Origin of the sequence: Pseudomonas sp. K5002, assembly GCF_013386655.1 — a bacterium.
Classification (GTDB): Bacteria; Pseudomonadota; Gammaproteobacteria; order Pseudomonadales; family Pseudomonadaceae; genus Aquipseudomonas.
In genome coordinates this window covers 1-19762 of record NZ_JACARK010000212.1, presented here as the reverse complement: position 1 = coordinate 19762, position 19762 = coordinate 1, and the positions used below count along the sequence as shown (strand labels likewise).

Here is a 19762-nt window from a genome sequence, read left to right as displayed (position 1 = left end):
GAGCTGGCTTGCCTGCGATACAGGCGCTGTGGTGCATCAGGCATACCGCGCAGACGCAATCGCAGGCAAGCCAGCTCCCACACGGGATGCGTGGGAGGGTCAGGTCTTGCGCACGAATTGGTCGTGCATTTCGCTGGTCAGCCCTTCGATGCGTTCGGTCAGTTGTTTGGTCATCTCGGTGAGCTTGGTGTTCTGCTCCAACAGTTCCAGGAGTTGCTTGGTGGTCTGCGCGGCCTGGGCCTGGCGTTCGGTGTTGGCCACGGCCAGGGCTTCGCGGTGCTGGGCGTCGGCGTCGGATTGGGCCTTGTCCCGTGCGGCCTGGCGGGTCTGAGCCAGCAGGATCAGTGGCGCGGCATAGGCCGATTGCAGGCTGAACGCCAGGTTCAAGAGGATGAACGGGTAGACGTCAAAGTGCGTGATGCCGGTCATGTTGAGCACGACCCACAGAATCACGATTGCCGTTTGCGCCCCCAGGAACGTCGGAGTACCAAAGAAGCGCGCGAAGGCTTCGGCTTTCAACGCAAAGGTGTCGTTGCCAAAGGTCGGCGCGAGATGGGCGTGTTTACGATGAAAGCGCAGGTGGTCAACGTTGGCTTCAGGTTTATCCGGGGTCATGGCGGGCTCGAATCCGTGGCGTAAGACAAGCCACCACTATAGACCGAGCCCTCGGCCTGGCACATGAAGAACCCTGTCGCTTACCTGTTGCCCCGTTCATTGGCAAACGCACTCACAGCCTGCACCGCCTCGCTGGCGCCTTCGCGAATCTGCAGGATCACCGTGCCGGCCTGGTTGGCCAGGTCCACGCCCTGGGCGGCGCGGTCGCGGGTACCGTCCATGCTGTCGATGGCCTGGCGGGTTTCGGTCTGGATCATCTCGATCATCGACGAAATCTCGGCCGTTGAACCGCTGGTGCGCGCCGCCAATTGCCGCACTTCATCGGCCACCACCGCAAAGCCACGCCCTTGTTCGCCGGCGCGTGCGGCTTCGATGGCAGCGTTCAATGCCAGCAGGTTGGTCTGGTCGGCAATCCCGCGAATGGTGTTGACGATGGCGGTGATCTGCTGCGAACGCTCGCCCAGCTTGGCGATCAGCGCGGAAGAACCGTCGATATTGGCGGCAATCTCACGCATGCCGGTGGCGGTCTGCTGGATCACCTCGGCGCCTTTTTCGGCGATGTCCCGGGTTTGCAGCGAGATGTGATAAGCCTGGGTGGCGCTTTGTGCGTCGGCCGCGTGTTTCTCCACCATGGCCGTGACGTCGGAGGCGTATTTCACCACCTTGCACAGGCGCCCGCTGGCGTCGTACACCGGGTTGTAGTTGGCTTCCAGCCACACCACCTGGCCGTTTTTGTCGATGCGTTCGAACTGGCCGTTGAACAGCTCACCCTGGTTCAGCCGTCGCCAGAAATCGCTGTAGGCGCTGCTGTTGGCCAGCTCCGGTGTGCAGAACATGCGGTGATGCTTGCCCTGCACCTGCGCCAGGTTGTAGCCCATGCGCTGCAGGAAATTCTGGTTGGCGCTGATGATGGTGCCGTCGAGGTTGAACTCGATCACCGCCATGGCGCGGTCGATGGCCTGCAACTTGGCGTTGGCTTCGCTCTCGGCCTGCATTTTCGGGGTGACGTCCATGGCGTACTTCACCACTTTCACCACGCTGCCGGACTCGTCGCGCACCGGGTTGTAGCTGGCCTCCAGCCAGATCGGCTGGCCGCCGCTGGTCACGCGCTCAAAGGTGCCGGACTGGAATTGGCCGTTGCGCAGTTGCGTCCATAGCTGGCCGTACTCGGCGCTGCGGGCAAAGGCCGGGGTGCAGAACAGGCGGTGGGACTGGCCCACGACTTGGTCGGCGGTGTAGCCCATGGCCTTGAGGAAATTCTCGTTGGCCCGCAGGACCGTGCCTTGCAGATCAAATTCAATCACCGCCATGGAGCGGTCGATGGCGTCGAGAAGGCTGGCTTGCTGGGCAAGGGTGGCTTGCAGGGTACTGATGGTTTTTTTATGGGCGTTGAATAGCATGGTCGTGTGCTCGGGGGAAGCAAGCGTCGGGGGTATCCATGGGGTCGCCTGCCACCGTAAGGCCTGGCCATACGGCAAACGTGCTCATTGCCAGCTTCCTTGTGCTGGCAGCGGGGTGGAACAGCGGGTTCTGAGTCGTATGGCCGGCAAGAAGTTCTATGCCAGTCGACCAATGGCGGCATTATGCTATCGGTCGGCGACGGGCGCGTTTAATTCAGACGAGATGCAGAGGGCGGGATTCAGGCGGAATGGGCGACCACGTAGTCGCTGATATTGACTCGGTTACGGCCGGTGTCCTTGGCCGCGTACAGCGCGCGGTCCGCTGCGTTGAGCCACATGGCCGCGTCGGTGAAGGTGCTCTGGAAAGACGCCAGGCCAATGCTCAGGCTGACCCGCAGTTCGGGGATTTCCGGGTTGCGGTAATTGCTGAACACCTCGCGCATGCGTTCCATGACTTGCGCGGCCTGTTCCATGGGCATGTCCGGAAGAATCACACAGAACTCGTCGCCGCCGTATCGCCCGGCCAGGTCGTTTGCCCGCAGGTTGCGTCGAAGTTCCAGGCTTAGTTGGCGCAGAACCTGGTCACCGATGATGTGCCCATAGCTGTCGTTGATCTGCTTGAAATGGTCGATGTCGATCAGCGCGATGGTGGCGTTCCCATGTTGTTGCTGGCACTTGTGAAACTTCAGGTGCAGCAGGTCTTTCCACGAACCGTGGTTGAGCAGGCCGGTGAGGCTGTCGGTGCGGCTCAGGGCGCTCAGGGCGCGTTTGTGTTCCGACAATTTGATCGCCAGGCGGTAGCAGACCATGCCCAGCGCCATGGGATACAGGGTCAGCATCGGCAGGCAGGCGTAGACCTGGACCAGGCTGACGTCGGGATTGAAGTGGATGCCAAACAGCAGCCAGGACACGCCGATACCTGCCAGTTGCGCCACGATGCCGTGGAGGAACAGGCGTTTGCCGCCGGCGGCGACGTTGTTCATGGTCATCATCGACAGGATGGTCACGGCCGTCAGTGGCGTGAACTGTGTAGTCGCCGCCCAGAACCCGCCGAGCAGTGAGTCGTAGAGCAGGTTTCGCCGTTCCGCCTTGTAGGGGAAATCAGAGCGGGTCGAAAGTTGATAGGCCAGGTGCGCCCAGCCAAAACCATTGAACAGCAGCAACGCCCAGACCCAGCCTGGCATTTGCAGTGGGTAGAGCGCGGCGATGACGCTGATGCAGCCGATGCCCAGGCCGATGATCCTTGGCCTGTAGATACGTCTGGCAAATGACAGCCCTTTGCCTCGTTGGTTTTCCATAGATTCCTGGGTCGATTCTTTTTTTGCAGGTACGACGGCACACGTGATCGGGAAAACCACTGGTCGGATAATACGTGTGAATATTGTCAGTTATTCGCGTGGGAATAATCAGTGTCCTTCCAGGCCATTTGCAAAGGACACGCGGCGAATCAGATAAAAAACGACCTTGGATGTCGTTCCTGCAACAGGTCAGTGCTGTGGCACGACCTCATAGCCTGCGAGGAACAGGTCGATGGCCGACTCGATGACGTTCGCTTGGGCGTCGGCGTCCAGGGTCGGCTGGCCGAGGGTGATCTGTGGCCAGAAGGCAAAGGCCTTGAGCAGGCTTTGCACCTGGTGGGCGGCGAAGCATGGGTCGGTGCAGCTCAGCCGGCCGTCTTCCTGGGCGGCGCGCACCCATTGGGTGAAGCCTTCTTCACGCTTGCTCAGGCGGTTGACCATGTCCTGGGCACGTTCCGGCGAGTGGATGGTGGCGGCAATCGCGACCCGGGCCAGGTCGAGGAAGTTGGCGTCCGACATCATCGTCATCTTGGCCTGCAGCAACCCGCGCAGTTGCTCCCGCAGCGGGCGGTCGCTGGCGTAGCTGACGTCCAGTTGCGCAACACTGCTGGCCCACAGTTGATGCAGGATCTCGGCGAACAGCTCTTCCTTGCTCGGGAAGTGGTTGTACACCGTGCGCTTGGAAACCCCCGCCGTGGCGGCAATCTTGTCCATGCTGGTGACCTCGAACCCGTTGTCACGAAACTCGGCAATGGCGGCTGCCACGATGGCTTCGCGTTTACGGTCGGTGAGGCGCAGGGGTACAGTCATGGTGGGAGTTCGGCTCTGAAGGGAAACTTACACTCGGTAGTTTACTTGCTCCCGGTTTTGTTGCAATCTAGAAACTACACTGTGCAGTGTAATTTTTAGAGCAGTCTGCAGGAGTTCCTCGGTAATGGCCACGATCTCAACCCGTCTCGACAGTTCTTCTACAGCGCCCAAGTCTTCCGAACAGCATCAAGGTCACTTCACCAATCAGAAGCCCATCCAGCATGGCGGCTTGGGCAAGACCCTGGGCATCATGTGGAAGATGCTCTTCCAGAAGCCCCGTAGCACGCGCCCGGTGGGTGAGATCCCGGTGCAGCCGCTGACTCGCGAGCAACTGTTTGCCGCCCCGGACCATAGCGTTTTCCGCCTCGGCCATTCCACCGTGCTGCTGAAAATGCGCGGCAAGTTCTGGCTGACCGACCCGGTGTTCGCCGAGCGTGCTTCGCCGTTCAGTTGGGCGGGCCCCAAGCGTTTCCATCAGCCGCCGATCAGCCTTGAGGACCTGCCGCCGATCGAGGCGGTGATTCTTTCCCACAACCACTACGACCATCTGGACCACAAGGCGGTGGTGCAACTGGCGGACAAGACCCGCTATTTCCTCGCGCCGCTGGGTGTGGGCGATACGCTGGTCAAGTGGGGCGTGGATGCCAGCAAGGTGCGGCAGCTGGATTGGTGGCAGGGCACTGAAGTGGACGGGATTCGTTTTGTGTCCACGCCGGCCCAGCACTTTTCCGGGCGCGGCCTGTTCGATGGCAACCAGACGCTCTGGTGTTCGTGGGTGATGATCGACGGCTCACGGCGAATTTTCTTCAGTGGTGATACCGGCTATTTCGAGGGCTTCAAGCGTATCGGCGAGCAGTACGGCCCGTTTGACCTGACCCTGATGGAGACGGGTGCCTACAACGTCGACTGGCCCCACGTGCACATGCAACCGGAAGAAACCCTGCAGGCGCACATCGACTTGAAGGGCCGCTGGCTGCTGCCGATCCATAACGGCACGTTCGACCTGGCGTTTCATGCATGGCACGAACCCTTCGACCGCATCATGGCGCTGGCATGGGAGCGTAACGTGTCGATCACCACACCGGCGATGGGGCAGGCGTTCATGCTCAACCAGCCGGAGCGCGGGCAGGCCTGGTGGCTGGAAGTCGAGCATCAGGGCAGTGAAGCGCACGTCAGCGGATAATCACCGTCTGATCGCGCGCTCAGGGATTTTGAACGAGCCAAAACCAGCCATTTCCGACAGACATCCACCTCGCTGAAGGGATGCAATCACGCCTCGAAACTTTATTCCGGGGCGTGGGAGTGTATGGACGATAAGAGTAGGAAGGTCACGGGGCCGGGCGTGCGTTGCCTGTTCAAGCCTTCAGGATCGGGGGACAGTTGTACTCCCCAGCCTTGCGCCCCCACTGCCAGCCAGGGTGTTGTGTTTGGCAGTCATGCGGCCGGTACGATCGTCAATTCGGCCACTCACCAGGGCGGCCTGGAGTTTGGCTCCACGGGCGGTTACGGCCCCAGGCTCGACCTCCCTGGCCCCATGATGCACAGCGTGCGCGATCCCGCGTTATCACTGATTGCCCTCAGCGGCGTCGACCCTGAGGGGCGGGTGATGGTGGAGATTCCACCCGTCGCTGATCCGGGTCATCTGATCAACACACCGCCCCTGGCTGGCAGCCGTATTGGTTTTGCCAGCGAGTACGTTACCGGTGATGTGCGCAAACCCGCCAAACACAGCTCGCACTTTGCCCGGGTACTGGACGTACTGCGTGCAGCCGGTGCGCAATTGGTGCCTGTGACGGCGCGGGTGACCGATGACACACGTCACTTCACCCTGGACCCCGGCAATGAGATTAACGACCGGGTCACGGAAAACCGCCTGGATGGGGTGGTGGCGGATGCGCAAGGTGTTGCTTTCCACAAAGCAGCGACTGCCGATAACCCACGCTTCAGCGTGCCCGCGGGCACCGACGTCGACGGGGTGTCGAGGGTCGTCTGGTTCTATGGTGCGCACTGGTCCAGAGATCGTCTGGCGGCGTTGGTGGGAGGTTGTCAGCAGGTTCTAGGGCGGCTTTAAGGGCCTACGCCATGGGGAGAGTGATCGTACGCCGCGGTAAGAGTTGCCCCCGAGTCATCGAGTATTTCGCTTCTTAGACTGAGGCAGGGATATCGAACGGTATTCCCAACATTCAGGCAGGCGGGGAGTATTTATGATCGGACCAGGTTTGGGCGCGGGATGGGCAGCGGGGCTTTTCGATGCAGTGGTGAACCCGCCACAGGCCTACAGGAGTGCCGACGATTTGGCAGCGGCCATGACCCGGCCCAATGGGGCCAGTTCCGATTCGGTGGTGAGGGATTCGCTGAAGCTGATCGCCACCATGGACAAGGGCTTGCAGGGCGGCAATGCGTTCATTGAAATCAATCCTGACGCTCGTGTGAAAGCCCGTGCGCTGGATCTGGAGCGGGCCGAAGGCAAAGTGCGCGGGCCTTTGCATGGCGTTCCGATAGCGCTCAAGGATGTGTTCGAAACCGGCGACAAGATGCAGACCAGCGGTGGCTCCATGGCGCTGGTGGGCAGGCCCGCTTCAAGGAACGCCAAGGTGGTGGACAACCTGCTGAAGGCTGGCGTTGTGATTATTGGAAAAACCAACATGAGCGAATTGTCCAATTTTCGCTCTGAGGCGCCGGTTGATGGCTGGAGCTCCAGGGGCGGCTTGACCCTCAACCCGCATCGGCTGGATGGCCAGGCGGCGGGATCGAGTACGGGCTCTGCGGTAGCCGTTGCTCAAGGGATTGTGCCCTTGGCATTGGGGGTCGAAACCAATGGTTCAATCATTACGCCGGCGGCTTACAACGGTGTTATTGGTTTCAAACCGACCGAAGGGTTAGTGAGCACTGAAGGGGTGATGACCAGTTCCCGCCAGGACACGGTGGGCACCTTCACCCGTAACGTACGTGATGCGGCGCAAGCACTGGATGCGATGACGGATACCAACCGCTACACCCAGGGAATCAAGCCTGACGCCTTGGTGGGCAAGCGCATCGGCTATACGCCGTTGCCTGAGTTATCAGCAGAAGATGCCAACGACCCGGCGAAAATAGCCGACAGGCAGCACTTCGAGGATGCCATTACGTTGCTGCGGGGCAAGGGCGCGACATTGGTACCCGTGGGTCAACTGGGTGAGGGCGTCCCGTACGAAACCCATGAACAATATAACGACGCGTTGTTATCGGACGTTAAACACCAGCTTGAAGCCTACCTCGCCGGACGGGCAGGCTTGCCGGTGAAGTCGCTGGCTGAGCTGATTGAATTCAACGAGCGCAACAGCGGTCCGGGTGTGCCGGATCAACAGATGCTCACCATGATCAACGGGATGGATATCAGTGATGAGGCGCGCAATGAGTTATGGGCTGCCATCGGCCCGATTTTCAAAAGCACCATCGATAAGCCGCTGGCCGAGCATAAGCTTGACGCAATAGTGTCCAATTTTCACTCGTACAGTTACTACTACTCGGCAGTGGCCGGTTATCCCGGTATCTCCATGCCATCGGGAATGGACGACGAAGGGATGCCAACGGCTGTTCACTTTTATGGCGCAAATTTGAGCGAAGCCACGTTGCTGTCGGTCGCCTACGGGTATGAGCAGGCCTCCCATGCAATTAGGAAGCCTGCGTTTACACCCGGCCTGCGCTAGTCCGGATTACTTCAACCCATAACGAGCGGCGGGTTCACGGTGCGACAGGTTCGGGCCTAGGGCCAGCCGTGCGCTTTCGTAGGTGTCCCAATCGGCGCTGTCCGGCAGGGACGGAATCGTCACGGCTTCACCCTGGGCAAGGCCTGCCAGGGCGGCGTCCACCAGGTTCTCGGTGGTCATCACCATGGCTTCCGGCAGGTTGTTCACAGGCAGGCCGGCGATGTCCCAGAACTCCGTGGCGGTAGCGCCTGGCAGCACTACCTGGACCACCACGCCCTTGTCACTCAGCTCATGCTGCAGCGATTCGCTGAACGCCTGCACGAACGCTTTGGTACCGCCATACACGCCGTTCAGCACTTTGGGAGCGAGAGCGACAATCGAGCCGATATTGATAATCGTGCCACGGCCCTGGGCGACAAAGTTGGTTGCCGCGGCTTTGGCCAGGCGGGTCAGCGCCAGTACGTTCAGCAGAATCATCGCGTCCATTTTGTCGGCATCCGACTCCAGCAGCGAAGCCGTGGCGCCCACACCGGCGTTATTCACCAGCAGGCTGATACGGCTGTCTTCGTGCGCGATCCGGGCGATTCGCGCCAAGTCGGCTGGCAGATTGAGATCGGCCGCTATCACCTGCACGTCACGCTGGGTATTGGCTTTCAAGCGTGTTGCCAACTGCTCCAGACGTTGCTGGTTGCGGGCCACCAGAATCAGATCGTAGCCGGCACGGGCCAGGCGGTCGGCATACACCGCACCAATTCCTGACGAGGCACCGGTAATCAGGGCATAACCTTTGTGTTGCGACATGGCAGTTGCTCCAAATGGGCCGGGGAGGGAGTCGGCCTTGTTGGAACCAAGATTATGGGTGTAATGTGGTGGCTGCAATGTCGTATATCCCTCCTTTAGAGACATGAGGTTTGGCCATGGTGTCCGTCGGTATCCTGCTTTTTCCCGGTTTCCAGGTGCTCAGCCTGTCCACCAGCAGCGTGTTCGAGTTTGCCAACTTCGTGGTGGGGCGACCGTTCTACCGCGTGGACTTGTTGTCGGAGCATGGCGGGCCGATAAAAAGCTCCATGGGCTTTGCCATTGATAGCCTGGCGTTCGGGCAGCAGGTCTACGACACGATCCTGGTGCTGGGGGACAACGAACTACTTGAGCCCACTCCTGGCATGGTGGAGTACCTGCAAGCGTCGTTGACGGCGTCGCGCCGGGTTACATCGGCCTGCACCGGTTCGTTCCACCTGGCAGCGGCCGGCCTGTTGGAAGGGCGCAAGGCAACCACCCACTGGTACCACGCCATGACGTTTCGCCAGCGCTACCCCAACGTGAAGCTGGAGGAAGACCGGATCTTCACCGTCGATGGCCCGCTCTGGACCTCTGCCGGGATGACCGCCTGCATCGACCTGGCCCTGGCCCTGGTCGAGCACGATTTGGGCGTGGAAGTGGCCCGCGACGTGGCGAAAAAACTGGTGGTTTACCATCGCCGTGCCGGTGGCCAGTCGCAGTTCTCGGCGTTGCTGGAACTGGACCCAAAGTCTGACCGCGTACAAACCGCCCTGGCGTGGGCCAAAGGGCACTTGCACGAGGACCTCTCGGTAGAACAACTGGCGCAAGCGGCACACCTCAGCCCGCGTCAGTTCAGCCGACTGTTCCGCGCCGAAACCGGGCAATCGCCGGCCAAGGCGGTAGAACACCTGCGCATTGAAGCCGCCCGGTTGATGCTCGAATCCGGCAGCCACTCCATCGACGTCGTCGCCCGGGAGACGGGCTTCGGTGACCCGGAGCGCATGCGTCGAGCCTTCCTGCGAGCGTTTGGCCAACCGCCACAAATGATCCGTCGGGCGTTGCAGTTGCAAGCGTGAACTTGCGGGAGCCAGAACCTAGGGCAACTCAGGCGAATAGCACTTCAATACGTCCTTGAGTACGTGAAGCTGGCGCAGCCGTAATAACGATTTGCACATCGCGCCCCAGGCGCGACAAACACTCAAGCATTTTGGCTTCACTGATACCCCGAAACCTGCCACGCAGCATTTCAGACACCTTAGGTTGGGATAAACCGAGAATGACGGAGGCTTGTGCCTGAGTGAGGCTACGTGCCTTGAGAATCTCACCAATCTTCGTCGCCAGCTGTGCCTTGACCTGCATTTCACTGGCGTCGGGCTGCCCGATGTCTTCATAGACATTGCCGGTGCTTTCTTCGATCTCAATCGCGTTGTGATGCTTGTGCATGATCCTGCGCCGCCTTGAGTCGCTGTTTGATCAGTTGTATGTCGTGCTGTGCTGTAGCGATGCCTTTCGTCGACTTTTTCTGGAAGCAATGAAGGACATAAACAGCTGAGTCGAAACGGACGGTATACACACCACGATAAGTGTTGCTGTCGAAATCCTCCACCACCTCAAGTACCGCGTTACCGCCAAACCCTTTCAATGCCTTGGTCTGTGAGTGCTTGCCTCCTCCTTGGGCGAGGTGGAGCGCAAAGCCAAACACATCTTGAACAGGCCCAGGCATTTGCTGCAGATCTTTCTTGCTACCGCCCACCCAGAGGAGTGGCTTCCATGAACTCATGAGAGGATATACCTAAATAGGGATAAGCGTCAGCGCGAAGAGAAATCTTACTCAACCGTTTCAAGCACTGAATGCTCTGACGACAGTGGCAAAGAGCCCCGCACATTCATCCCCCAACCCGGCGCAAAGCCCGGGAAAAACACCAACCCTTCAGCCTCCAGGCGAAACGCCACACTCAGGCGGACAGCATCGTCCACGTCGCCATGGCTTTCAAAACGTTGAAGGGCGTCCACTTCCACATCCGCTTCCCGGGCCAGGTCTTCCCGGCTCCAGCCCAGCATCAGGCGGGCCTGGACGCTGTGCCGTGGGGTGAATTGATGAAGGACGATCTGCTGTTCTACAGTGCTGCTCATTGCCAGAGAGGACATGGACTTTCTCCAGGTTCGACGGGGGAGGGCAAACTATACTGTGTTTTTGTACAGTTGTTTTGACCGCTCATCAACTGGATTTTCCGATAGCGCTGCCGCCGCTCTATTTCGCCCCTTCCAGGTAGGTGCTCGGTGACTGCCCAAGCACCCGGCGGAACATGCTGGAAAATGCCGCCGGGTTTTCATAGCCCAGGTCCAGGGCGATCCGGGTGACGCTTGCACCGCTGGCCAACCGCGCCAAGGCCTGCACAACACAGGCTCGCTGGCGCCACTGCACGAAGCTCAGGCCGGTTTGTTGGCGGAAATGCCGGCTGAAGGTGCGCAGGCTCAGGTGCGATTGTTGCGCCCATTGAACCGGTGACTGGTGCACGTCCGGCCGCTGCAGAAACGCCAGGCACAGAGCAAGCAGGCGAGGGTCCTCCGGCAGCGGGATATGCAGGGGCAAGTGCGTGGCGCGTGCCAGTTCATGCAACAGCAGGCTGACCAGCGCACCGTCGCGCCCGGCCTCGTCGTATTCCAGCGGCAGCTCCACCGCCTCCATCAGCAGCTGGCGCATCAGGGGGGAAACGTTGATGACGTGGCAGTCGGTGCCCAAGTCGGTGACGGCGTGCGGTTCGATATACAGGCTGCGCGTCGACACGCCGAGCATCAGCACTTCATGGGGCACTTGGGCGGGAATCCACACCGCGCGCTGGGGCGGCACAACCCAGTTGCCTTGCTGGGTGCTGACTTGCATCACCCCGGTGGCGCCATACAGCAACTGGCCGCGCCGATGGCTGTGGCGCTTGAGCAGATAGCCGTGGGGATAGTCGGTGCCGATTGCCACGACCGTTCGCGGGGTCAGGTCGAGCTGAGCGATGGAAACGTTGCGCATGGAGCTGATTCCGGAAGTGGCAATATCTCGCACATTATTGGCCGACATGCGCAAGCGGGCCAAGCCTTGAGTCTCTATCGTCGACAGCTCTCCCTGATACTGAAGGCGATTCTCGATGTTCTATCTATTACTGGCACTGTTCGGCTGCATGACCGGCGTAACCGCTGTGCTGTTCGGCTTCGGTGGCGGGTTCGTGGTGGTGCCGTTGCTGTACGGCATGCTCAAGCTCAGCCACGACGCGGGCGTGAGTGAATCAGCGATGCATATCGCGGTCGCCACCTCCACCTGCGTGATGATCGTCAACGCGCTGCTTGCCACCGGAAAACACCAGCGCAAAGGTAATCTGATTCGCCATTACCTGTGGCCGTTGGGCGGGTACATCGGGGGCGGCGCCGTGCTGGGCGCAGGGGCTGCAATGTTCGCCAGCGGCGATTTCATGCGGTACGCCTTTATCGCCTACCTGGCCATCACCATTGTCGATTGCCTATTACGCAGGGGCTTTCTCAGCCAGGACGACAGGCTCCAGCCACGACGCCTGAGCGGCGCGGAAGTGACGGGCGGCGGCATCGCCATTGGCCTGATCGCGACCTTCCTGGGGGTGGGCGGCAGCGTGATGACCGTGCCGCTGTTGCGCCGTTGTGGCTTGAGCATGTCCCAGTCCACGTCCATGGCTAATCCGCTGAGCGTGCCGGTGGCGCTGGCCGGTACATTTACCTACATGCTCATGGCGGGATTCGCCAAGGTGCAATTGGGCGCGTGGTTTGTCGGCTATGTCGATTTGCTGGCGTTCGCCATCCTCACCCTGGGCTCGCTGCTGGGCATTCGCCTGGCCACGCCGTGGATCGGTCGCATCCCGGATGCACTGCATGCGCGGGTGTATATCGGGTTGTTGGGCGTGGTGATGGTGAGCATGCTGGTCTGACGCAAGTGGATTTTGCGTTCTTTTAGCCGCAGGCTAGGGTTACTTCTCTATTCAAAAGAAAGTGACCGGGGGAATGTCATGTCCATTTCCGAAAGCGATTGGCAGAAGTTCAAAGTCCTCAGGGCATTGGCGCTTGAACGCTTTTACCTAGGCGTACTGGCTGATGCAAAGACCATCAGCGAGCGCGAAACGCTTTCTGCCGAGGCTCGGTACAGGACGCTGTATAGCCTCACCAGGGATCGCGATAACGATGTCGTCCGAATGTTTGATCTCTACAGTCGTTCGAAAGCCCGCGAGAGCCTTGCGCAAATGATCAGGCATGATTTGTTGAGTGATTCAGAGTTGTCGGTATTAAGCGAAGAGACATTGAGCGCTATCGGCTACGCGGTCAGGCAGCGTTACGAAATCGAGTGGGTTGCTGCACACGTACAAGGCGACTGAGTCTTGTCTTAGACTTCAGTCAGAATGTTCAGGAAATATCTTGATGCTTAGTTTTAATTGTACGCAGGCGGCTGGTAATTTTTTTAGCCGGGTTCACAAAGGCAAAAAAATTACCCCGGTTCAAAAAACGCCGACACAAGAGCGCCAGGGCGATGACCTGTACGCCGACCCTCATCAGTGGCTGGTCCATGCCGCGACGGTGCAACGTAAACATGTGCTGTTGGCGATACATCTGAAAACCCGCTATTGCATGCTGTTTTTTGATATGAAAAAAGCCGACGCCGATGGCTTCGTGCGCACCTTTATTAATCGGTGGATGAGTGGTGTTTTAGATCTCGCCTTGAAGTCTGATGTTTTGGATTTGGTTGATCCGTCTGTGCCTGAGCAGCAATTTGTCAGTTTGGTCGAGTCGTACTCTCTACAGCAGCGGGGTGATCGGAGTGCGCAGACTCAAATCAACGAAATATTGCGGAGTTTTGAGATGGACGCAGAAGGCGTGGATCTTGTTGCAATGCCTTGGAGCGCTCTGCATTACGACGCTCGAATCAACCATACGCCTCGAAGCTTGAAAGATGTGAAGGGGCTTCATTTACCGGATGAGGAAATGCTGATTCACTGGTTGGTCACGGTAGGCGGCTTGGACCCTGCGGGCGCCGCACTTGCACGTGAAAAGTACCGTTTATTCAGCCGAAGGGCCTGACCTGGAATCGCATTACCGTTCTCCCAACCCCGGCGCCTCGCGAATAATCAGGTGATCGAGGTTCTCGATATTGGCACTGAATACCCCGAACGTCTGCTCGGGGTTTTTCTTGCTTGGCACCTGTTTCAGCTCCGGCGTTACCCCGTAGAAGAAGCAATACAGCGCTCGATCACTGTCCACCGCGGCCTTGATCTGCTCCAGGAACGCCTTGCGCTTGCGGTAGTTCTCGATCAGTTTTTTGCTCAGGTAAACGTTGATGGAATAGGGCTTTTTGTCGAGCCAGGCTTTCTTTTCGAAGTCGATGCGAAAGCTGCTGGTGTAGTCCTTGATCTCCTTGATCCTGCCCCAGTAGATCAGGCCTTTATTGTCTTGTAGGTATTCGATCTTCTTGAAAAACGTCCAGTAGGTCGCGGTGTGATCGCCGATCTTCAAGGGCATGCTTTTCAGCTTTTCCTTATCGCCGATATTCGACACGTAGCATTCCACGGGGTGGGCAAAGACGCTGGTCTTGTCCGGGGTGGTGTCGCTTGAACTGTGAGACAAGGCGTTGCGGGTTGCCGGCGTTTTCGGCGGCTCTTGTGCTGTGCCACCCTCAGCACCGATGACCGGCGTTTTGCGTTCGTACTGGCGCCGCGTCAGGACAAATTCCGACGGAAAGTTTTCCTCCGGCCCATCCTCAGATTCGCTTTTTCCGGCAGGGCGACTGGCGTAACGGCAACCCTCGATATGCCGGGTGCTGGGGATGTTCTTGAAGTGGGGCGTACGCAGGTAATTGACGTTTTTTGCATTGAACGTGCCCAACACATTGCCCGCCGCAAACGCCGCCCGGCATTCGTCGTTGGGGCACAGGAAACTGTCCTTGTCGGAATCGAAGGCGGCGGTTTCGTCGAAATTCAGGTCGCGCACGTCATAGATCGACAGCTTGTCGTCGAGACTCAGGCTGTAGGCCGTGTCGAATTTCATGGGGCTCGGGTCCGTGAGAGATTTCGCTATTAATAGCGGGATATCGAGCAAATATCAGTAGAAATTACGCACGGACCACCACACGCCGGCCACTCAGGAAACACAAGGTGCCACCCACTGCCGTCAACCCGCTCAGTACATAGAACATCGAGGCGGGGGATGCATTGATCAGCAGGTAGCCGCAGATTACCGGGCTCAAGGCGCCGCCAAATGCCGCCAGGTTTTGTGCGCCGTAATAACTGCCGCGCAGGGCGTCCGGGGCGATGGTGTCGATAAACAGGAACTCGGACGGGTAGATGATCATCTCTCCGAGGGTGAACACAAACATCGCGACACACCACGACACCAGGCCGTCCGCCATGCTGAAGCCGATCAACCCGGCAATAAACAGTGAGGTGCCGAGCACGATCCAGTAGCGCAGTTGTTCACGCTTGAGGAAGCGGCCGATCTGGTACTGCATCAGGATCACCGTAATGGCGTTGCACGCCAGCACCGCAGAGAGAATTTTCAGCGCGTTCTCCGGCTTGTAGGCCACCAGCAGAAATTGCGACAGATAGAGGGTGTAGCGCCCGTGGACAATGGTACTCAACAGGCTGCCGCTGGTGAACAGGATCAAGGTGCGATCGCTGCGCAGGGTCCTCAGGGTGCTGAGAAAACTTAAGGGTTTGTTGCTGTCGTCGCGCTGGGTCGGTGGGATGCCGATCATCAGGAACAGGCTGCCAAAGGCAATCGCGCTGGCGATCAGGAACGGTGCCAGGGGCATCTGCCCGGCAATCACCACGCCGAGCATCGGGCCGGTGGCATAGCCGACATTGGTCAGGGTGTAGCGCAGGGAAAACACCTTGGCCCGCTGGCCCACCGGCAGGTTCTCGCTGATGATCGCCTTGGAGCCGATCAGGAACAGCGCCGAAGCGGCTTCGGTGATCACCAGGGTCAGGGTGGTCAGGTACAGGTTGCTGGCAAAGGTCAGCAACAAAAAACCGATGGAGCTGGAAAGCATCGCCAGGATCAGCAGCTTGCGCTTTTCCAGGCGGTCGATGATGTAGCCACCGTAGAGGCCCAGCAGGGTGGCGATGAACACGGCGATGCCCATCAGCAAGCCGATGTCTTGCTGGTTGAGGCCCAGGCGGGTGCTCAGCAACAGGGCGAGCAATGGGCTGGTCATGGCGCGGCTGACGACGATGGTCACCGAGCAGATCATCAGGCGGCGGATTACCAGGGAGTACGTGGCCACGGTGGGGCGGATGTCCTTATTCTTTTTTCAAGGCGATGAAGATCCAGTGTGGGAGCGGGCTTGCTCGCGAATGCGGTGTGTCAGTGCCAACTGTACCGGCTGATCCACCGCATTCGCGAGCAAGCCCGCTCCCACATTTAGATCGAGTTACTGGCCGGCATTGATGCTGATCTTCTCAACCGCACCTTGCTCCAGGTCCCACTTCTTCAGGATCTTGCCGTAGGTCCCATCATCGATCATGCCCTGCAGTGCCTCACTGATGGCCGTGACCAACTCAGTATTGCTCTTCTCAATCCCAAGCCCGGTGAACTGCTTGGAAATCGCCAGGCCCACCGGCTTGTACTTACCCTTGTCCAGCGACATCAGGTAAGGAATGGTTTCACTGCCCTGCATCGCCGCATCCAGACGGTTCTGCTGCAACTGTGCCCGCGCATCCGCCGAGCCCTCGGTGCCAATCACCACGATGGCTGGCTTACCGGCCTTTTCGCAGTTTTCCTTGCTCCACGCGGTAATTTCCGACGGCCAGGTGGTACGTCGGCTGGTGCCGACTTTTTTACCGCACAGGTCAGTCAATTCCTTGAGGTCTTCACGCTTGGCCAGGGTGTACAGCTGCGGGCCGCTTGTGAAGTAGTCGATAAAGGTCACCGCCTTCTGACGCTCGGCAGTGTCGCTCATGCCCGACAGCACAATGTCCACACGCTTGGTAGTCAGGCCGCTGAGCATTTGTTCGAAGCCGGTTTCCTGCCACTTGATCTTCACCCCCAAACGTTCGGCCAGGGCGTTGCCCAGGTCAAAGTCCAGGCCGGTGAGCTTGTTGGTGGCGGTGTCCTTGAAATCCATCGGCGGGTAGTTCGGCACGATGGCCGCGCTGATCTCACCCTTGTCCTTGATCGCTGCCGGCAATGCCGCCAAAACCGAAGTGGAGGCCATCAAGCCTACGAGCAAACTTGGAAGAAACAGATTTTTCATGGGGGCGTTCTCGTTAGTTTTTTAGTTAAGTGCGAACGGCAGAAATAAAGCTTTGGGTACGCGGGTTTTGTGGGCTTATTAGAATTTCTTCCGGGCTGCCGGCTTCCACAATCTGGCCGGCATCCATAAACACCATGCGGTTGGACACTTCGCGGGCGAAGCCCAACTCATGGGTGACCACAATCATGGTCATGCCGGTGGTGGCCAAATCGCGCATCACCGACAGCACTTCTCCTACCAGCTCCGGGTCGAGGGCTGACGTGGGTTCGTCAAACAACATCAGCTTGGGGCGCATCGCCAGCGCACGGGCAATTGCCACACGTTGTTGCTGGCCGCCGGACAACTCCACCGGGTAGGCATTGCGTTTGTCCGCCAGGCCGACGCGGGCCAGCAACTCCAGCGCGTCCTCGGTGGCTTCCTTGGGCGAGCGCTTGAGCACCTGGCACGGGCCCTCGATGATGTTCTGCAACACGGTCATGTGCGGGAACAGATTGAAGCGCTGAAACACCATGCCGGTGGCCAACCGCTGACGGGCGATCTGTGATTCATTCAATTCGTGCAGCTTGTTGCCGACGACCCGGTAACCCACCAGTTCGCCGTCGACCCACAGGCCGCCCTTGTCGATTTTTTCCAGCTGATTGACGCAGCGCAGCAGGGTACTTTTGCCGGAACCGGACGGGCCGATGATGCACAGCACTTCGCCTTGTTCGACTTCCAGGTTGATGTCCTGCAACGCGTGATACTGGTCGTAATACTTGTTCAGGTTCACGGCCTTGACGATGCTTCTCATGGGCAAATCTCCTCAGTCAGGGCTTACGAGCGCTTGCCGGCGCCGCGGGCAAAACGACGCTCGAGGCGGCTCTGACCGAATGAAAGAACAGTCACCACCGCCAGGTACCAGATGCCTGCAACAATCAGCAGCTCCATGACCCGGGCGTTGGCGTAGTAGATGTTTTGCGCGTTGTGCAGCAGCTCCGAGTACTGGATCACACTCGCCAGGCTGGTCATTTTCACCATGCTGATGAACTCGTTGCCTACAGGCGGAATGATCACCCGCATCGCCTGGGGCAGAATCACCCTACGCAGCGCCTGAAGGCTCGGCATGCCGATCGACTTGGCGGCTTCGTACTGACCGGTGTCCACCGACAACAGGCCGGCGCGCACCACTTCAGCGGTGTAGGCACCCTGGTTGATGCTCAGGCCGAGGAGGGCGGCCACGAACGGCGTCATCAGGTCCACGGTGTCGATGCTGAACAGGCCGGGAATCGCGATCACCGGGAAAATCAGCGCCAGGTTGAACCACAACAGCAGTTGCAGAATCAGCGGCGTACCCCGGAACAGCCAGGTGTAGGTGATGGCCACGTAGCGCAGGATCGGGTTGGCCGACATGCGCATGATCGCCGTGATCACCCCGATCACCACGCCCAGCGCCATGGCCAGGATCGACATGATGATGGTGTTCACCAGGCCCCAGATGATCGCCTCGGACGTGAGGAACTGACCGATGTAGGACCATTCGATCTGGCCGTTGGCGAATGCACGCAGCAAGGCAGCCAGTGCGATCACGATCAACGTGGCAAAAAACATCCGCCCGTAATAGCGACGCGGCACATGCTCGTACTGGGTGATATCGAACTGGTTCTCGGTCTGCTGGCGCTCGGCTTGCAAGCGCTCTGCCGGGGTTTGTTTCATGGTGACTCTCCAAAACAACTGAATACACTGATCGTTCCCACGCTCTGCGTGGGAATGCAGCAAGGGATGCTCTGCGTCCCCAAAGCGTGACGCGGATCGTCACAAGAGGCATTCCCACGCAGAGCGTGGGAACGATCTTTAAATTCGAAAGCCGGTGTAGTTTTCTGCCCACTTCTGTTGCGCAGCCAGGGCCACCTTCAACCGCCCAATCTGCTCCCGCACCTGCTCCGGCGCCGTACCGCCCCAACCACTGCGCGCCGCAATCGCCGCTTCCAGGGTCAGGCACTCACGCACTTGCGGCGTCAGCCGCGTATCCACCTCTGCCAACAACGCCGGCGAGGCTTCCCACAATTCAATTTCATGCTTCTCACAGGCCTGCACCAAGGCACCGGTAATCTCATGGGCCTCCTTGAACGGCACACCACGAGTTGCCAGCCAATCCGCCACCTCAGTTGCCAATGTGAAACCCATCGGCGCCTGACGCCGCAGCTCTTCCACCTGCACCTTCATCGTCGCGACCATCCCGGCCATCGCCGGCAGCACCAGCAGCAACGTATCCACGCTGTCCAACACACTGTGCTTGTCTTCACTCAAATCGCGGTTGTACGACAGCGGCAACGACTTGAGCGTGGACATCAGCCCGGTCAGGTTGCCAATCAGCCGCCCCGCTTTACCCCGCGCCAATTCGGCAATGTCCGGGTTCTTCTTCTGCGGCATGATCGAGCTACCGGTGGCGTAGGCATCGTCCAACTGCACCCAGCGAAACTGCCGCGACGACCACAGGCAAAACTCCTCCGAAAGCCGCGAAATATTCACCCCGAGCATGCCCGCCACAAACAGAAACTCCGCCACGTGGTCACGACTGGCTACAGCATCAATCGAGTTTTCGCACGGCCCGGTGTAACCCATCTCCTTGGCCGAATGCTCCGGCTGGCGCGCAATTGCCGAGCCCGCCATCGCTGCAGCACCCAGCGGCGACAACGCCGTACGCGCATCCCAATCCACCAGGCGCTGCACATCCCGCAGCATCGATTGCGCATGAGCCAACAAGTGATGGGCGAACACAATCGGCTGCGCCTGCTGCAAGTGGGTGAAACCCGGGCAGATGCTCTCGATATGCTGCTCGGCCTGGTCCACCAGCGCCTGCTGCAAGCCCAACACCTCGGTGGTGATGGTGCGCGCGTGGTCTCGCAGGAACAGGCGCAAATCGTTGGCCGTCTGGTCATT

At 59.4% G+C, this 19762-nt stretch carries 22 protein-coding genes; 7 read left to right on the top strand and 15 right to left on the bottom strand.

The features are described 5' to 3' along the window. Positions 1–99: 99 nt before the first annotated feature. The 4 genes from HX846_RS11745 to HX846_RS11730 form a co-directional block, all read right to left on the bottom strand. Entirely contained in the window at positions 100–615 is a 516-nt protein-coding gene (locus HX846_RS11745) for a DUF1003 domain-containing protein (RefSeq protein ID WP_003211469.1), read from the bottom strand. Between the two features lie 80 nt (positions 616–695). Next, entirely contained in the window at positions 696–2015 is a 1320-nt protein-coding gene (locus tag HX846_RS11740) for a PAS domain-containing methyl-accepting chemotaxis protein (protein WP_177008446.1), read from the bottom strand. A gap of 239 nt (positions 2016–2254) precedes the next feature. Beyond that, entirely contained in the window at positions 2255–3313 is a 1059-nt protein-coding gene (locus tag HX846_RS11735) for a diguanylate cyclase (protein ID WP_003211472.1), read from the bottom strand. A 189-nt stretch (positions 3314–3502) separates the two neighbouring features. Beyond that, complete coding sequence (locus HX846_RS11730) at positions 3503–4123, bottom strand: TetR/AcrR family transcriptional regulator (RefSeq protein ID WP_003211473.1); 621 nt, start codon at positions 4121–4123, stop codon at positions 3503–3505. A gap of 124 nt (positions 4124–4247) precedes the next feature. On the opposite strand from HX846_RS11730, the gene HX846_RS11725 reads away from it, so the two are divergent. The 3 genes from HX846_RS11725 to HX846_RS11715 all read left to right on the top strand — a co-directional run bounded on the left by HX846_RS11725 (position 4248) and on the right by HX846_RS11715 (position 7812). Next, positions 4248–5306, top strand: coding sequence for an MBL fold metallo-hydrolase (locus HX846_RS11725; protein WP_003211475.1), 1059 nt, complete (start codon positions 4248–4250; stop codon positions 5304–5306). Between the two features lie 123 nt (positions 5307–5429). Beyond that, positions 5430–6194, top strand: a complete 765-nt coding sequence (locus tag HX846_RS11720; protein ID WP_178965421.1) for an amidase family protein — start codon at positions 5430–5432, stop codon at positions 6192–6194. Positions 6195–6429: 235 nt separating this feature from the next. After that, complete coding sequence (locus HX846_RS11715) at positions 6430–7812, top strand: amidase family protein (protein ID WP_256739807.1); 1383 nt, start codon at positions 6430–6432, stop codon at positions 7810–7812. 6 nt (positions 7813–7818) lie between these two features. Here the strand turns inward: HX846_RS11715 and HX846_RS11710 are convergent, their stop codons facing one another. Next, complete coding sequence (locus HX846_RS11710; RefSeq protein ID WP_008432939.1) at positions 7819–8613, bottom strand: SDR family oxidoreductase; 795 nt, start codon at positions 8611–8613, stop codon at positions 7819–7821. 116 nt (positions 8614–8729) lie between these two features. Here HX846_RS11710 and HX846_RS11705 point away from each other — a divergent pair, with 116 nt between their 5' ends. Continuing rightward, positions 8730–9668, top strand: a complete 939-nt coding sequence (locus HX846_RS11705; RefSeq protein ID WP_008432938.1) for a GlxA family transcriptional regulator — start codon at positions 8730–8732, stop codon at positions 9666–9668. 28 nt (positions 9669–9696) lie between these two features. Here HX846_RS11705 and HX846_RS11700 read toward each other — a convergent pair whose 3' ends face one another. From HX846_RS11700 to HX846_RS11685, 4 genes are all read right to left on the bottom strand, one after another. Beyond that, complete coding sequence (locus HX846_RS11700; protein ID WP_003211485.1) at positions 9697–10035, bottom strand: helix-turn-helix domain-containing protein; 339 nt, start codon at positions 10033–10035, stop codon at positions 9697–9699. Then, complete coding sequence (locus HX846_RS11695; protein ID WP_003211487.1) at positions 10010–10372, bottom strand: type II toxin-antitoxin system RelE/ParE family toxin; 363 nt, start codon at positions 10370–10372, stop codon at positions 10010–10012. Before HX846_RS11695 ends, HX846_RS11700 begins: the two co-directional genes overlap by 26 nt. A gap of 47 nt (positions 10373–10419) precedes the next feature. Next, positions 10420–10740, bottom strand: a complete 321-nt coding sequence (locus tag HX846_RS11690) for a helix-turn-helix transcriptional regulator (protein ID WP_023659239.1) — start codon at positions 10738–10740, stop codon at positions 10420–10422. Between the two features lie 103 nt (positions 10741–10843). After that, entirely contained in the window at positions 10844–11614 is a 771-nt protein-coding gene (locus HX846_RS11685; RefSeq protein WP_023659240.1) for a helix-turn-helix transcriptional regulator, read from the bottom strand. Positions 11615–11729: 115 nt separating this feature from the next. Here HX846_RS11685 and HX846_RS11680 point away from each other — a divergent pair, with 115 nt between their 5' ends. From HX846_RS11680 to HX846_RS11670, 3 genes are all read left to right on the top strand, one after another. Further along, positions 11730–12536, top strand: a complete 807-nt coding sequence (locus HX846_RS11680; RefSeq protein WP_087693111.1) for a sulfite exporter TauE/SafE family protein — start codon at positions 11730–11732, stop codon at positions 12534–12536. 78 nt (positions 12537–12614) lie between these two features. Continuing rightward, positions 12615–12977, top strand: a complete 363-nt coding sequence (locus tag HX846_RS11675) for a hypothetical protein (RefSeq protein ID WP_003211495.1) — start codon at positions 12615–12617, stop codon at positions 12975–12977. A 43-nt stretch (positions 12978–13020) separates the two neighbouring features. Next, a complete protein-coding gene (locus HX846_RS11670) occupies positions 13021–13677 on the top strand; it encodes a hypothetical protein (RefSeq protein ID WP_087693112.1) in 657 nt (218 codons plus the stop codon). Between the two features lie 12 nt (positions 13678–13689). Here HX846_RS11670 and HX846_RS11665 read toward each other — a convergent pair whose 3' ends face one another. From HX846_RS11665 to argH, 6 genes are all read right to left on the bottom strand, one after another. Beyond that, the gene (locus tag HX846_RS11665; protein ID WP_178965420.1) at positions 13690–14640 is read right to left on the bottom strand and encodes a hypothetical protein; all 951 of its coding nucleotides are present in this window, start codon (positions 14638–14640) and stop codon (positions 13690–13692) included. A 64-nt stretch (positions 14641–14704) separates the two neighbouring features. After that, the gene (locus HX846_RS11660) at positions 14705–15874 is read right to left on the bottom strand and encodes an MFS transporter (RefSeq protein WP_003211499.1); all 1170 of its coding nucleotides are present in this window, start codon (positions 15872–15874) and stop codon (positions 14705–14707) included. Between the two features lie 147 nt (positions 15875–16021). Next, positions 16022–16843: an ABC transporter substrate-binding protein gene (locus tag HX846_RS11655; protein ID WP_178965419.1), complete on the bottom strand. Its 822-nt coding sequence runs from the start codon at positions 16841–16843 to the stop codon at positions 16022–16024. A gap of 25 nt (positions 16844–16868) precedes the next feature. Further along, the gene (locus tag HX846_RS11650; RefSeq protein ID WP_003211502.1) at positions 16869–17633 is read right to left on the bottom strand and encodes an amino acid ABC transporter ATP-binding protein; all 765 of its coding nucleotides are present in this window, start codon (positions 17631–17633) and stop codon (positions 16869–16871) included. A gap of 23 nt (positions 17634–17656) precedes the next feature. Further along, positions 17657–18535 carry an amino acid ABC transporter permease gene (locus HX846_RS11645; RefSeq protein ID WP_003211504.1) on the bottom strand — a complete coding sequence of 293 codons (879 nt, stop codon included), beginning with the start codon at positions 18533–18535 and terminating at the stop codon, positions 17657–17659. Positions 18536–18673: 138 nt separating this feature from the next. Continuing rightward, positions 18674–19762, bottom strand: a 1089-nt coding sequence (argH, locus tag HX846_RS11640; protein ID WP_178965418.1) for an argininosuccinate lyase, incomplete at its 5' end; no start/stop codon positions are given.